14 protein-coding genes are annotated in these 15561 nt (G+C 34.8%); 10 read left to right on the forward strand and 4 right to left on the reverse strand.

Annotation, left to right across the window (positions count from 1 at the left end; translation table 11 throughout):
* Positions 1-63 precede the first annotated feature (63 nt).
* On the reverse strand, positions 64-456 hold the full coding sequence (locus ACQY44_RS13350) for a Fur family transcriptional regulator (protein ID WP_428230827.1): 393 nt from the start codon (positions 454-456) through the stop codon (positions 64-66).
* Between the two features lie 93 nt (positions 457-549).
* On the opposite strand from ACQY44_RS13350, the gene ACQY44_RS13355 reads away from it, so the two are divergent.
* The 8 genes from ACQY44_RS13355 (at position 550) to ACQY44_RS13390 (ending at position 10001) form a co-directional block, all read left to right on the forward strand.
* Entirely contained in the window at positions 550-897 is a 348-nt protein-coding gene (locus ACQY44_RS13355; RefSeq protein ID WP_428230828.1) for a MerC domain-containing protein, read from the forward strand.
* 2 nt (positions 898-899) lie between these two features.
* Positions 900-2102 (forward strand): GTP-binding protein, encoded by a 1203-nt coding sequence (locus tag ACQY44_RS13360; protein ID WP_428230829.1) that lies wholly within the window; start codon positions 900-902, stop codon positions 2100-2102.
* Positions 2103-2116: 14 nt separating this feature from the next.
* Positions 2117-3025, forward strand: coding sequence for an NAD(P)/FAD-dependent oxidoreductase (locus tag ACQY44_RS13365; protein WP_428231197.1), 909 nt, complete (start codon positions 2117-2119; stop codon positions 3023-3025).
* 705 nt (positions 3026-3730) lie between these two features.
* Positions 3731-5992, forward strand: a complete 2262-nt coding sequence (locus ACQY44_RS13370) for a TonB-dependent receptor (RefSeq protein ID WP_428230830.1) — start codon at positions 3731-3733, stop codon at positions 5990-5992.
* Between the two features lie 95 nt (positions 5993-6087).
* Positions 6088-6549 carry a thioredoxin family protein gene (locus tag ACQY44_RS13375; RefSeq protein ID WP_428230831.1) on the forward strand — a complete coding sequence of 154 codons (462 nt, stop codon included), beginning with the start codon at positions 6088-6090 and terminating at the stop codon, positions 6547-6549.
* An 18-nt stretch (positions 6550-6567) separates the two neighbouring features.
* Positions 6568-7743, forward strand: coding sequence for a lycopene cyclase family protein (locus tag ACQY44_RS13380; RefSeq protein ID WP_428230832.1), 1176 nt, complete (start codon positions 6568-6570; stop codon positions 7741-7743).
* A gap of 236 nt (positions 7744-7979) precedes the next feature.
* On the forward strand, positions 7980-8390 hold the full coding sequence (locus ACQY44_RS13385; RefSeq protein WP_428230833.1) for a BrxA/BrxB family bacilliredoxin: 411 nt from the start codon (positions 7980-7982) through the stop codon (positions 8388-8390).
* 252 nt (positions 8391-8642) lie between these two features.
* Positions 8643-10001, forward strand: a complete 1359-nt coding sequence (locus ACQY44_RS13390) for a rhodanese-related sulfurtransferase (protein WP_428230834.1) — start codon at positions 8643-8645, stop codon at positions 9999-10001.
* Positions 10002-10186: 185 nt separating this feature from the next.
* Here the strand turns inward: ACQY44_RS13390 and ACQY44_RS13395 are convergent, their stop codons facing one another.
* The 3 genes from ACQY44_RS13395 to ACQY44_RS13405 all read right to left on the reverse strand — a co-directional run bounded on the left by ACQY44_RS13395 (position 10187) and on the right by ACQY44_RS13405 (position 13351).
* On the reverse strand, positions 10187-10729 hold the full coding sequence (locus tag ACQY44_RS13395; protein ID WP_428230835.1) for a hypothetical protein: 543 nt from the start codon (positions 10727-10729) through the stop codon (positions 10187-10189).
* A 62-nt stretch (positions 10730-10791) separates the two neighbouring features.
* Positions 10792-12138: an ankyrin repeat domain-containing protein gene (locus ACQY44_RS13400; RefSeq protein WP_428230836.1), complete on the reverse strand. Its 1347-nt coding sequence runs from the start codon at positions 12136-12138 to the stop codon at positions 10792-10794.
* A 31-nt stretch (positions 12139-12169) separates the two neighbouring features.
* Positions 12170-13351 (reverse strand): ankyrin repeat domain-containing protein, encoded by a 1182-nt coding sequence (locus ACQY44_RS13405; protein ID WP_428230837.1) that lies wholly within the window; start codon positions 13349-13351, stop codon positions 12170-12172.
* Between the two features lie 371 nt (positions 13352-13722).
* Between ACQY44_RS13405 and ACQY44_RS13410 the strand changes: the two genes are divergently transcribed.
* A complete protein-coding gene (locus ACQY44_RS13410) occupies positions 13723-15087 on the forward strand; it encodes a PSP1 domain-containing protein (RefSeq protein ID WP_428230838.1) in 1365 nt (454 codons plus the stop codon).
* Positions 15071-15550 (forward strand): gliding motility lipoprotein GldH, encoded by a 480-nt coding sequence (locus tag ACQY44_RS13415; RefSeq protein WP_271333958.1) that lies wholly within the window; start codon positions 15071-15073, stop codon positions 15548-15550. Before ACQY44_RS13410 ends, ACQY44_RS13415 begins: the two co-directional genes overlap by 17 nt.
* Positions 15551-15561 lie beyond the last annotated feature (11 nt).

The raw sequence follows: 15561 nt of genomic DNA on the forward strand, positions 1-15561 counted from the left end.
TGTTTGAACAAATATATAGAAAAATTATGTTTGCTCAACAATATTTTTAGACAAGTCTAAAACTTAAATGTTAGAATTCAAACAATTCGGACATAATCCTGACAACGTAAAGTTTATGTCGTTGACCTTATAATTGTGTGGAATGATATAACTCGGCTTTACATTTTCTAGACAGGTAATTTCTAAACAATTTTCACAGCTAAAATGAGCGTGATTATGAATGTGCACGCGTTGGGCATGATGATGGCATTTTGCATACTTTACGGTTCCGTCAAGATTTACAATTTTATGAATGATATCGTCATTTACCAATCGTTCTAAAATTCTGTAGATCGTAACGCGATCGCATAAATCTCCCGTTTGTTTTTGAATTTCTGCATGAGACAGCGCAATTTTAGATTTGCCAAATATCTCTAAAATGGCCGTCTTTGCTGCTGTATTTCTTGTTGTTTTCATTTTATGGAATTAAAAAATATTATCGCAACATTGTTGCGTTTAAAATTAATTGATATATTTGCAACAAAATTGCATTAAGCAAATGTACTGAAAATGAAGAAATCTACCACACCTTTTTACGATATTTTAGGAATTTCAAGTGCCACCATTTGTTTAGTTCATTGTCTGGTTTTTCCGCTTTTAACCATTTTGCCTTTAGGTTTAAGTCATAATCCCTTTATCGATTTAATTTTTGCTACCATAGGATTATTTGCCATTTTCAAAATTATTAAAAAATCCAGTCTTTTAATATCTGCAATCCTGGTTATTTCTATGGCATTGATCTGGATGAGTGTTTTAAGTGAACTTTTTCTTGATCTTCATCTCGATTTGATTTTTATTGGAGGCCTCGGAATGATTATCGGGCATTTTTTGAATTATAAAAACCATAAACAATCGTAACAATGAAAAAATTACCCGTAACAGTACTAAGCGGATTTCTGGGTGCCGGAAAAACAACCCTCCTTAATCATATTTTGCATAACAAAGACGGATTGAAGGTCGCTGTCATTGTAAATGACATGAGCGAGATAAACATTGATGCGCAACTCGTAAAAAATGAACATACTTTATCACGAACCGAAGAGAAATTAGTAGAAATGACAAATGGTTGTATTTGCTGTACTTTACGGGAAGATTTGATGATTGAAGTTGAAAAATTGGCCAGAGAAAACCGTTTTGATTATTTGCTTATCGAAAGCAGCGGAATTAGTGAACCCATTCCTGTAGCACAGACTTTCTCTTTTGTAAATGAGGATGAAACCATTGATTTATCCAGATTTAGCTATATCGATACGATGGTTACCGTTGTGGATAGTTTTAATTTTTTTAAAGATTTTGGTTCGGCTACAACATTGCAGGAACAAAATCTGTCGGATATTGAGAATGATAATCGAACAATTGTGAATCTTTTGGTGGATCAGGTAGAATTTGCCAATGTGATTATTTTGAATAAAACAGATCTAATCAGTTCTGAATCATTGGAAACGTTGAAAGCCTCGATCCAAAAACTTAATCCTGTGGCGAGAATAATTACTTCGGTATTGGGGAAAGTGAATCTCAATGAAATTATAAATACAGGATTATTCAATTATGAAGAAGCTGAAAATTCAGCAGGATGGATCAGGGAATTAGAAGGTATTCATACACCTGAAACGGAGGAATACGGAATCAATTCTTTTGTTTTTCGGGATTCAAAACCTTTTCATCCCAATCGATTATGGAATTTTATTACCTCAGATTTTCCTCCCAATATCATTCGAAGCAAAGGATTATTATGGATGGCATCAAGACCGGAGCAGGCCATTAACTGGAGTCAGGCCGGCGGATCGATGAAAGCCGAGGGTGCCGGAGTTTGGTGGGCAAGTATGCCGCTCAGCGAAAGAATGACGTTTAATAATTTTGTTGAATTTCAGGAGATTATAGAGGAACGCTGGACTTCTAAATTTGGTGACCGGCTTAATGAAATTGTTTTTATTGGTCAAAAGATCAATGAAACTGAAATGCTCAACGAACTGAATAACTGTCTTTGTACTGATGATGAAATTATCGAATATCATGACGGTTTTTTCTCTACAAAAGATCCTTTTCCTATTTCAAGAATTTAATACATAAAACTATGATGTACAATAATAAATACGACGTTATAATTATCGGTGGCAGTTATAGCGGACTTTCGGCCGCAATGAGTCTGGGGCGTTCTTTACGAAACGTTTTGGTCATTGATAGCGGTTTGCCTTGCAACAGACAAACGCCACATTCGCACAATTTTATTACACATGATGGTGAGAAGCCTGCTGTAATTTCGGCGAAAGCCAAAACTCAGGTAGACTTTTACGGTACGGTAAAATTCTACAATGGACTTGCCATTAGTGCCATTAAAACAGAATCGGGTTTTGAAATTGAAACTGAGTCCGGAAAAATCTTTACTGCTAAGAAGCTATTATTCGCAACAGGTGTAAAAGATCTGTTGCCTAATATTCCTGGTTTTGCGGAATGTTGGGGGATTTCAGTTTTGCATTGTCCTTATTGTCACGGTTATGAGGTCAAAAAAGAGAAAACTGCCATCGTTGCCAATGGCGATATGGGTTTTGAATTTTCTAAAATGATATCAAACTGGACGAACGATTTGAGATTGATTACGAACGGAAAATCGAACTTGACTTCTGAGCAGGTTCAAATGCTGAAAAAGCATAAAATCGAAATTATCGAGGAAGAAATTGAATCGGTAGAACATCAAAATGGAAACGTCGAGCAAATTATTTTCAAAAATCAATCAAAAATAGAGGTTAAAGCGATTTATTTCAAAGCACCTTTTGAGCAGCATTGCCTTTTGCCGGAAACGTTAGGCTGCGAATTGACAGAAAATGGTTTGTTGAAGGTAGATGCTTTTCAGAAAACAACGATTCCCGGAGTTTTCGCCAGTGGCGATTGCCATATTCAGGCAAGGTCTGTTGCAATGGCGGTTTCTTCCGGATCTTTTGCCGGAGCGATAATCAATAAAGAAATTATCGACGAAGAATTTGTTTAAGCTTATTTATTTAAAGACATAGAAACATAGTTATTGTAATCGCTTAAAAAGGCGTTTCACTTTTACATTAATTCACATAGACTGGCTATGTTTTAGAAAGCTGTTCTTTTATTTAATAAAGAAATTATCGGGCTAGGAATTTATTTAATTTTTAAACTTACGAGATAATATAGTTACGTTATCAAGCGGTTAAATGTGCCGTTAGGCACTAAACATTGGTAGTTATTAATTCAACATTAGTTTAGCGTGCCGTAGGTACGCAACAGCTATCGTTTTGTTGCGTACCTACGGCACGCTTCAATTATATTCCAATTCATATTTTCTACCAATGTTTAGTGCCTAACGACACAAAAAAATAAATTTCAAACGTTGATTCACATAGTTTGGTTATGTTTTAGAAGATGACATTTATTGATTCTTTTTGCATAGCCCTTGGCTTCAGCTAAGGATAATAAAGATTTGAGTTGGAAAAAGGCTTTAGCCAAATTTTTAAATGTTTGGCTAAAGCCCTTTTTGTATCGTTTATAATTTCATCCAGCTAAAGCTGGACGCTATTGAAGCTTAATAAAGAAGTTTTCGACTTTGTTTCTATGTGTTAAAAATAACTCCAAACGATTGAATTAAAACACTTTTAAAAGTTTTTTACTTAGAAACATTGTTTGTAAAATTTAATTTTTAGATTTGTCTAAATTTAATTTTATAATAATGAAAAAACTATTTTTGGTATTGCTTTTATTTGGTTTGCAGATTTCGTTCGCACAGGAAACTTCTACTATTTCTGGATACATCTCAGGCGAAGGCCATAAATTACAGTTTGTAAATGTTCAGCTTATAGGAACAAAACACAAAACCGTTACTGATAGTTTGGGATATTACAAATTAGTAAATATTGCCGTTGGAAATTATACACTACAGATTTCTCAAGAAGGATTCCAGACTATAAAGAAGAAAATAGAAATACTTAAAGATTCCATTCAATCTTATGATTTTGAGTTGACGGATAACGAAAATCAATTGAACGAAGTCGTAGTTTCGGGAACTTTAAAGGCAGTAAAACGATTAGAAAGTGCTGTTCCGGTTGAGGTGTATTCACCGGTTTTCTTCAAGAAGAATCCAACTCCAAGTATTTACGAAGCACTTCAAAACATCAATGGCGTTCGGCCACAGCTTAATTGTGGTGTTTGTAATACGGGCGATATTCATATTAACGGATTGGAAGGGCCGTATACTTTGGTTCTAATTGACGGAATGCCAATTGTAAGCAGTCTTTCGACAGTTTATGGTTTATCGGGAATTCCGAATTCTTTGGTCGAAAGAATCGAAATCGTAAAAGGTCCGGCTTCTTCTCTTTACGGAAGTGAAGCAGTTGGCGGTTTGATCAACATTATCACGAAGAACCCAACAAACGCGCCTTTGTTTTCGGCAGATGTTTTTACGACTTCGTATTTAGAAACTAATGTCGATTTGGGAATGAAATTCAATCCAACTAAAAAATCAACGACACTTTTAGGAATCAATTACTTCGATTACAATCAGGTTGTCGATAAAGATAAAGACGGTTTTACTGATGTGACGCTTTCGCAAAGAATTTCGGTTTTTAATAAATGGAGTTTTCAAAGAGACAATAATCGCCTTTTTACGATCGCAGCCCGCGGAATGTATGAAGATCGCTGGGGCGGAGATGTGCGTTGGGAGAAAAAGTACCGAGGCGGAGATGAAATTTACGGCGAAAGTATTTATACCAAAAGAGGGGAATTAATTGGAAGTTATCAATTGCCTTTTGAAGAAAAACTGATGCTTTCGTTCTCCGGAAATGTACATTATCAAGATAGTCGTTATGGAACAACTTCATACATCGCGAATCAGAAAATAGGTTTCCTGCAACTGACCTGGGATAAAAAGTTAGGTCGAAATGATTTCCTTGCTGGAATTGCGACTCGTTATTCGTATTATGACGACAATACAACCGCAACGAAAGAAGCAGAAAGTACCTGGTTGCCGGGAATTTTTGTTCAGGATGAAATTACGCTTTCTCCAAAAAGCCAGGTTTTGTTAGGAATGCGTTATGATTATAATTCGATTCACGGTTCGATTTATACACCCAGAATCGCTTATCGATGGAAAACGAATGAAAATACCATTTTTCGTTTGAATGCAGGAACCGGATTTCGTGTTGTAAATCTATTTACCGAAGATCACGCAGCGCTTACTGGTTCAAGAGATGTTGTCATCAAAAGCGATTTGAAACCAGAACGATCAATAAATGCAAACCTGAATTACATTCAGAAAATAAACTTTACCAACGGAACTTTTATTGGGATCGAAACAACTGCTTTTTATACCCGATTCAGCAACAAGATAATATCTGATTACGAAACCGATCCTAATAAAATCATTTACGACAATATTAATGGTTACGCAATAAGTCAGGGAATCAGTACCAATGTTGATGTCAATTTTCCGACAGGGCTGAAAATGATTTTGGGTGCTACAATTTTGAATAATAAAAATGTGCAGGACGGGATTGCGGAAAGACCTTTTTTAACCGAGAACTTTACTGCAACCTGGAGTATTTCGTATAAAATAGAACCGTGGAATTTATCATTGGATTATACCGGGAATGTTTACAGCCCAATGAAGTTGCCTTTGTTGAGTGATTTTGATCCGAGAGAGCCAAACTCGCCTTGGTATAGTATTCAGAATATTCAGTTTACCTATTTTGGATGGAAGAATTTTGAATTGTATGGTGGAGTAAAAAATCTATTGAACTTTACACCCAAACGAAATAATCCGTTTTTGATTTCGAGAACCAATGATCCTTTTGATAAAAATGTGCAATACGATGCAGCCGGAAAAGTTCTGGTTACACCGGATAATCCGTACGGTTTGACTTTTGACACCACTTATGTTTACGGACAAAATCAAACAATTCGAGGTTTTTTTGGATTGCGATATACTTTGAGATAAGTTATTTTTTTCGCCACGAATTGCACAAATTTTCACTAATTAATTCGTGATAATTTGTGGAATTCGTGGCAAACTTTTTTATAATAACAAAACAAATGAAAAAGCTATTTCTAATCATCTTTTTAGCATTTACTTCAACGGGATTCTGTCAACTTAAAAGCAGATCTTTTGAGGAAGTTGATAGTTTGCAACATCTTCAAAAGAAGAAAATAATCGTTTTTATTCATACCAATTGGTGTCAGTTTTGCCAAAGAATGAAGCAAACGACTTTTAAAAATCAGGAAATCATCGAAAAACTGAATGCTGATTTCTATTTTATTGATTTTAATGCCGAAGAAAAACGGGATATTGCGTTTAATAATCAGACTTTTAAATATAAACCATCTGGAAATAATGTCGGCGTTCATGAACTGGCTTTGCAGTTAGGAACGATGAATAATCAAATTGTATATCCGGTTTTGTGTGTTCTGAATGAAAAGAGAGAGATTATCCTACAATACAACAACTATCTTAACCCGAAGGATTTTAAAGTTGTTTTAGAAAAATTGGAAGAATAAATTTTCTTATTTTTGAAGATGGCTTCTTCACAAATCCCACACTTCAATTATATCTTTACAGGAACAGGTTTATCAGCCTTGATGACCGTTTATAAAATGGTGTTATCCGGAAAATTCTCGGATCAATCCATTTTGTTATTAGACGAAGATGCTAAGAAAACCAACGACAGAACCTGGTGTTTTTGGGCAAAAGAAGAAACGCTTTGGAATTCGGTTATATCCAAAAAATGGGATTCGGCTTGGTTTGCCAATGAGGATTTTAAACGTGATTTAGACCTGAAACCTTATGAATACAATCAGATTCGAGGTTTAGACTTTTACAATTTTGTTTTTGAAACACTTTCAAAACATCAAAATGTTACTTTTTTGAACGAAAAAGTAACGGATATCAATGAACTCGAAACCCATGTTTTTGTAGGGACAGAATCCAATCGCTATACTTGTGATTATTTATTCAACAGTATTTATACCCAAGCTTTTGCTTTAAGTCAAGCTAAATATCCGGTGCTGCAACAGCATTTTGTGGGTTGGTTTGTAAAATCCGAAGAAGAAATCTTCAATCCTGACCAGGCCACTTTCATGGATTTTTCGGTAGAGCAAAGAGGAAATACACGATTTATGTATGTTTTACCTATTTCTAAAACCGAAGCTTTAGTGGAATATACATTGTTTTCTGAAAATCTTCTCGAAAAAGAAGAATACGAAAATGAGATTCAAATCTATTTAAGAAATCTGGGCACTGATCAATATCAAATTACAGAAAAGGAGCAGGGAAGTATTCCAATGACGTGTTATCCTTTTTGGAAAAAAAATACCAAACGTGTTCTGAATATTGGCACAGCCGGTGGGTGGACAAAAGCAAGTACGGGTTATACATTCAGAAATTCAGATAAAAAATCATCTGAATTGGTTGCGTTTCTTCATTCTTCTCCTGAAGTTTCGGGATCGCTGAAAATGACAAAGTTTCATAAAAAAAGGCGATTCTGGTTTTATGATTTATTACTTTTAGATATTCTATATCGTCATAATGAGTTGGGAAGTGCTATTTTTTCTTCAATGTTCAAAAAAGGAAATCCTGGCTTGATTTTTAAATTTCTAGATGAAGAAACCAGTTTAATTGAAGATCTTAAAGTCATTTTAAAATGTCCTAAAATGCCATTTATCAAAGCTTTGTTTCGGGTGATGTTTAAGTGAAAAATTTTGTTTCACACAGATTCTGCAGATTATAACAGATTTTTTAATCTTTTTATTTGAATAAATTTAAATTAAAAACCTGTGTTCATCAGCTTAAATCCGACAAATCTGTGTGCCATTCCTAAAATCATAAAATATCAATCGAACTATAACAAAACTTTATACCTGAAATTAAGTTGTTGCGAGTAAACTTTGTAACTTTGCAGATCAAAAGTAAAATTTAAAAATAAAGAGATATGTATCCAGAAGAAATGGTAAAACCAATGCAGGCTGAATTGACTACTGCAGGTTTTCAAGATTTACATAGTGCTGATGCTGTAGATAACGCTATCAAAGCTGAAGGTACCACTTTAGTTGTTGTAAACTCTGTTTGTGGTTGTGCTGCAAGAAATGCACGTCCGGGAGCAAAAATGAGTTTAGAAGGCGCTAAAAAACCAGATCACTTAATCACAGTTTTCGCAGGTGTTGACAAAGAAGCTGTTGATGCTGCAAGACAACATATGTTTCCTTTTCCTCCATCATCACCATCTATGGCTTTGTTCAAAAACGGAGAATTGGTTCACATGTTAGAGCGTCACCACATCGAAGGTCGTCCGGCTGAATTAATTGCTGAGAACTTGCAAGATGCGTTTAACGAGTTTTGTTAATTAAGTTGCTGAGGTTCTAAGTAACTAAGATTCTAAGTTATATTAAAGACTGTCTATTTTTAGGCAGTCTTTTTTATTTGAAGCTAATCCAACTAAAATCTGAACTACTAAGAACTTTAGTTTTTAACTTAGAACCTTAGCAACTTAGCATCTTAGGACCTTTGTCCCTATGAACCTTTGCAACTCTGAACCTTTTTCCTTACTTTTGCACTTTCAAAAAAATAATTTCTAAACTTAAAAACTGTTTATAGCATGCAACTGTATAACACTTTAAGCGCAGAAGAAAGAGCCATCATGATCGATGATGCCGGTAAACAACGACTAACGTTGTCTTTCTATGCGTATGCCAAAATTCAAGATCCCAAAAAATTTCGCGATGATTTATTTGTAGCCTGGAACAAGCTCGATGCTTTAGGCCGAATCTACGTTGCCCACGAAGGAATAAATGCTCAGATGAGTATTCCTGAAGAAAATTTAGAAGCTTTTAGAGCTACTCTTGAAGTATATGATTTCATGAAAGGCATTCGTTTGAATGAAGCGGTAGAACATGATGACCACTCCTTTTTGAAATTGACTATTAAAGTACGTGATAAAATCGTTGCTGACGGTTTGAACGATGAAACTTTTGATGTAACCGATATAGGCGTTCACCTGAAAGCCAAGGAATTCAATGAGATTCTGGATGACCCAAATACGATTGTAGTAGATTTTAGAAATCACTACGAAAGTGAAGTGGGACATTTTAAAGGTGCTATTACTCCCGACGTTGAAACGTTTAGAGAGAGTTTACCAATAATCAACGATCAGCTTCAGAACCATAAAGAAGATAAAAACCTGGTCATGTATTGCACCGGTGGAATTCGTTGCGAAAAAGCGAGCGCTTATTTTAAACATCAGGGCTTTAAAAATGTGTTTCAATTAGAAGGCGGAATCATCAATTACGCGAAACAAATTGAAGCAGAAGGTCTTGAAAGCAAATTCATCGGAAAAAACTTTGTGTTTGATAATCGTCTTGGCGAAAGAATTACAGAAGATATTATTTCGCAATGCCATCAATGCGGAAAACCTTGCGACAACCATACGAATTGCGAGAATGATGGATGCCATTTGTTGTTTATTCAGTGTGATGAATGTAAGGCGGCAATGGAAAACTGTTGCTCTACAGAATGTCTTGATGTTATACACATGCCTTTGGTTGATCAGGTTCGTTTAAGAACTGGAAAGCAGGTTGGAAATAAAGTTTTCAGAAAAGGAAAATCGGAGAACTTAAAATTCAAACATTCCGGAGATTTAGCAGATACTGCTTTGGCTGCAGCCGAAAAGCCACTTGATATCCGTCAGAAAATAAAAGTAAAAAAAGCACTTATAGGTAAAGCGGAACATTATTATGTAAAAGCGCAAGTTGGACTTTTTACTGTTGAAAACCAGGAATTAAACGTTGGTGATACAATCTTAATTTCAGGACCAACAACAGGAAATCAGGAATTGACTCTAGAGAAAATGATCGTGAACGGAGCAGAAACTAAAACTGCAAAAATTGGGGATAAAGTGACTTTTGAAGTGCCTTTCAGAATCAGATTATCGGATAAAATATATAAGATTTTAGGATAAATTTCCTCTGAAATAAAATTTTAAAAAGCCTATTTTGTGTGAACAGAATAGGCTTTTTAATTTTTGATGTCCTTATTGTTGATTTTTTTAGTTAAAATTCAGTAAAACGCGTGTTGATTTTAAGTGTTTTAAATCCATTTCAACTTCAACTTTAGCCACATCAGAAATTATTATTTTGATATGTGTTAATTACCCACTTTTGCATTAATGTTGTGCTTTTTAATGTATGCTTTTGCGACATTCATTAATGCAGTAAATTTGGTATTAATATCCTTGTCAGTAGAAGCATCAAAATCTGCGATTGCTGTTTGTATTTGATCTGCCGGGACTTTTTCATCTTTCATCTTAGCAATGGGTAAGTAACCTTCTTTTTGTTTGGCTATTGCATAACTAAAAAGATCTTTTGATGCAGCAAGTAATTCCCTGTTATCATCGTCCTCTTTTATTTCGGCAATAGTTTTGTATCGTTTTTCTAACTCGGTTATTTGAAATTGAAAGTAATCATAGTAGGAGGATGGAATCATTTTTTTAGTGGCATCATCATAAACCTGTGGCTCAGATTCTAACTGGCGATTGATTTGCGTGCTGCCAAAACTAGATAAGAGGTTGGAGTTTAGTACTGCTATTTCAAAAGTTTTTTCTGGTGTGTAGTTGTTGCAAGAAGTAAAAAGCATACTTCCTGTAAGTATTGCTATTAATACTAATGCACTGTTTAATTTTTTTTTCATTTTGAAGTTTATTTGTAAAATTTTGTTAATCAAATATTTAAGTATAAGAAATGCAGTTTTATTTACCCTTTTAGAATTTTACTTTTCTCTGCTTCAAATTCTTCGGTAGTTAAAATACCGGCATCTAAAAGTTCCTTAAGATCTAATAAAGCTTTTTTCTTTCCTTCCATAGAACTTGCTGTATTGTTGTTTTCTTCTGTTGCAGCTGTTTTAATTGGTGTTACAACGGTTCCGGACGGGGCATGTTTTAGAATTAGTTCCGTAATTTCATTGAATCCTTTTACATTCGAGTAATCAATGGCTTTTTGTTCTTTTACATTTACGATTGTAGCATCGGCTTTATTTTCAAGTAAATATTTTACCACATCTTTTTTGCCGCTTGCCGCACTGTAATGCAAAGGTGTGTTTCCGGATTCATCTTGTATGTTGATGTTTGCTCCTGCTTCGATAAGCAGTTTGACCATACTCAGATTGCCTTTTTTTGTGGCAATATGCAACAGACTTTCGCCACCATAACTGTAACTGCTGTTAAGTGTAAAACTGGAATCGACTGCTATATTGGTTGCACTAACTACCCAATCCAGGTAATCATTCATCGATGAGGTATCTTCGGCTACTGGTTTACTAAAGTTTACATCGACCCCATTGTCTAAAAATAAGCTCACAATTTCTTTTTGATTGTTGCTGCAGGCATACCAAACTGGTGAATGACCGCTATTGTTTGACGTAAATACATCAGCACCTCTTTCTACTAATAATTTGGCCAGCATTCTGTTGGTTTCGTAACAGGCTATCAACAGGGCATTTTCGCCAGCGTGATTCATGTGATTAATATCTGCGCCATTGTCCAGCAACAACGTCACCATTGGTAAAGATTTAGTATAACAGGCAAAAATCAAAGGAGTATTTCCTTGTTTGTCAGTAGTGTTAATGTTGGCACCTTTGTCTAAAAGCAATTGTATGATTTCGCGGTTTTGTTTTCCGGAAGCTATTAAAAGAGGTGTTTCGCCATTGTTGTTCAAAAGATCGACATCGATCCCGGCTTCTAATAATTTTGAAGCGATCTCAACTTGTGCGGTCTGAACCGTTAAATGCAAAAGACTATTGCCATTTTTGTCGTTAATTTCAATTTTTGCACCATTTTCTAAAAGATAGAGTGCGGTTTGTTTTTGCTTTTGCAAAAAGGCAAAGAACAAAGGCGTTTCTCCTTGATGATCTTCATAATTGATATCGGCACCATCTTCACATAATAGTTTTACAATATCCAGATATCCTCTGTGAGCGGCATAATGCAGAGCTGTTCTTCCTTTTTCATCGGTATATTTTACATCAACTTCTTTATTCTGAAGCAGTAATTCGGCTATTTTTCTGTTGCCATTTTCGCAGGCAATTATAAATGACATGGACATATATTGCTATTTTTTAATATAAATTTTGTTGTTAGGATTTCATTAAAAGTTCGACTGTTTTTATTTTCAGGTTATCTCCTGAGGCAAGCATAAGTGCTGTTTCGTCCTTATCATTGGTAATGTCTTTATCAGCACCATTTTCCAGTAATAACTTTACTTTTCTATAGGTTTCTTTTGCAGCTTCGGCATCGTAATTTACATTGTAATCACATACTTTATGCAATAACGTATTGCCTTCATTATCCTGTTCGTTGAGGTCAATAGAGGAAGTATCCAATACAGATTTTAGGATGGTGGCTTTTTTTTCTGCAATATAATCCAGTCCTGATTTTGGTTTTCCATAATATTGAGCGCAGTAATTGAGATCGGCACCATCGGATAGTAATCTTTCTAAAAATTTCAAACTGCTTTCTGAATGCGACATCGATCGGATGTATTCTGTTAATAACGTTCTTCCGTCTTTGTTGATGATGTTGAAATTGGCTGTAAAAGCGGCAGCTAAAAGATCATAGATTTCATAAGAAGATTGCTCGGCAACAGCATAATAAAAAGCATTGTTTTCGAGGTTGTCTGTTTCATTCGCATCTGCGCCATTGTCGAGCAATATTGGAATGTATTCTTTTTTGACTTTTTTTACTGCACAAAGTAAGGGTGTTGTACCAACGATATTTTTTTCATTAATATCAAGGCCGTTTTCCAGTAATAAACGAATGTATGCGACTCCTTTTTCTGAATCTAAACCATAGATGTTTATAACGCGGTAAATCAAATTTTCTCCTGCATTGTTTTTAAACTGGGTATTACAGCCAAAATCTTCAATCAGACTTTTAATAATGGCTACGGCAGCTCCTTTCTCAATGCAATATCCTAGTAAGGTCTGGTCGCTGACTTCATCATTAATATTATCCATTTTTGACATCAGGGCTTTAAAAAAAGAAACAGCTTCGTCGTCACCTTTTAAATCCCGTACAACAGTACTAAAAATGGATTTGTCAAAATTGTCCAGTTCATAAATATCAGTTTCAATAAAACCGGCTTTTATTAAAGCCTCTATTAAATCAATGGCCTTTGCGTTAAAAATTTTGGCCGTTATTTGCGAAAAATTGTTTTTAAGATAGTGCTCATTAAACGATTCCCCGTTTTTAAGTGCTTCTCTGGCAGCATCTAAATTGCCCTGAAAAATATACTCTTCTATTTTGTTTTGTGTAGACATGTGAAAAAAAATTATGAAAATGAAAGATAAAACTTAATTATGTGAATTTGTGGAATAAAAAAAAGTATCTGTGAAGATTAAAACGTAAAATATATAAATGTAGTTTAAAAAAAGAAAATAAATAGGACAGCGAAAGCCATAAAACTAACAAAATAAGGTTTTTTATTAGGGCATTATTGAACTAATTTTAATACGATTCAGGTCGAAAATTGGTCATTAAAAACCTGTTTTTTAACGAACAAAGGGCGTTTTTTTATTTAACACCCCTTTAGTTTTAATCGTTAAAAAGCAAACTAAAAAAAATACTATCTTTACACATTAATCTTTTTAAGAACTTAAGTTGCATTAATTGCAACACTACATATAAAATTATGGCATGTACAAGTTGTTCAACTTCTGATGGTGGTGCACCTAAGGGTTGTAAAAATAATGGGACTTGCGGCACCGATAGCTGCAATAAACTGACGGTTTTTGACTGGCTTTCGAACATGAGCCCGTCTAATGGAGAAGCAATTTTTGATTGTGTTGAGGTTCGTTTTAAAAACGGACGTAAGGAATTTTTTAGAAATTCAGAAAAATTAACTTTAAGTATTGGTGATATTGTAGCAACTGTTGCATCACCGGGACACGATATTGGTATTGTTACTCTTACAGGAGAATTGGTAAAAATTCAAATGAAGAAAAAAGGAGTAAACCATGAAAGTAACGAAATTCCAAAAATTTATAGAAAAGCATCTCAAAAAGATATTGATATCTGGTCTGTAGCACGTGATCGCGAAGAACCAATGAAAGTTCGTGCGCGTGAATTAGCAATTCAGCATAAATTAGAAATGAAAATTTCTGATATTGAATTTCAGGGAGACGGATCTAAAGCGACGTTTTACTACACCGCAAACGACAGGGTCGATTTTAGACTTTTGATTAAAGATTTTGCTAAAGAATTTAGTACAAGAGTCGAAATGAAACAAGTGGGTTTCCGTCAGGAAGCAGCACGTTTAGGTGGAATTGGTTCTTGCGGACGAGAACTTTGCTGTTCGACCTGGCTGACCGATTTTAGAAGTGTCAACACATCAGCAGCCCGTTACCAACAACTTTCACTGAATCCGCAAAAACTAGCCGGACAATGCGGAAAATTAAAATGTTGCCTGAACTATGAGCTTGACACCTACATGGATGCCTTGAAGGATTTTCCGGATTATGACACTAAATTAGTGACTGAAAAAGGAGATGCCATCTGTCAGAAACAAGATATTTTTAAGGGATTAATGTGGTTTGCCTACACGAATAATTTTGCAAACTGGCATGTTTTAAAAATTGATCAGGTCAAAGAGATTATTGCCGAAAACAAACAGAAAAATAAAGTCTCTTCATTAGAAGATTTTGCTATCGAAGAAACTTCAGAGCCTGAAAAAGACTTTAATAATGCAATGGGTCAGGAAAGCTTAACGCGTTTTGACCAGCCAAAAAGAAAGAAAAAGCCAAATCGCAAACGCAAACCAAATGCTGAAGCAGCGATTGTGGCAACTCCAAACAAACCTCAGGCAGCTCCAAATCAAAACAAGCCGGTAATTTCAAATCAAAATAAACCTGCCGGAAATGGAAACCCGAATAAAGGAAACAAACCGAATAATAACAAGCCAAATCAGTCGAATAAAGCGAACAACAATTCGAATGATAATAAAGCGGCTGAACCTAGAAAACCTATAATTATTACTAAAAATGAGAATAAAAAATAGTGGGATTCTTCTTTTGGTAGCTATACTTCTTTTTTCTTGTGATAAAAAAAGAGTATTCGATGAGTATAAATCTGTTGGAAGTGCCTGGAACAAAGACAGCATAGTAACCTTCGATCTGCCGGTTTTAGATTCGACCAAAAAATACAATTTATTTATAAATTTGAGGGACAATAACAATTATCCGTTCAAAAATTTGTTTTTAATTGTGGCTATTGAAACACCAAGTGGTTTCACAAAAGTAGATACTTTAGAATATGAAATGGCAAAGCCGGACGGAACCTTGTTGGGTAATGGTTTTACTGACATAAAAGAAAGTAAACTTTATTACAAAGAAGATGTAAAGTTTAAAGGAAAATACAAAGTACACATCAAACAAGCCGTTAGAGAATCAGGGAAAATTCCTGGCGTTCAGGCTTTAGAAGGTATTACAGATGTAGGTTTTAGAATAGAACAAAAAGATTAGAAAAATAGTTA

It is taken from the genome of Flavobacterium sp. (assembly GCF_965277525.1).
Taxonomy (GTDB): Bacteria; Bacteroidota; Bacteroidia; order Flavobacteriales; family Flavobacteriaceae; genus Flavobacterium.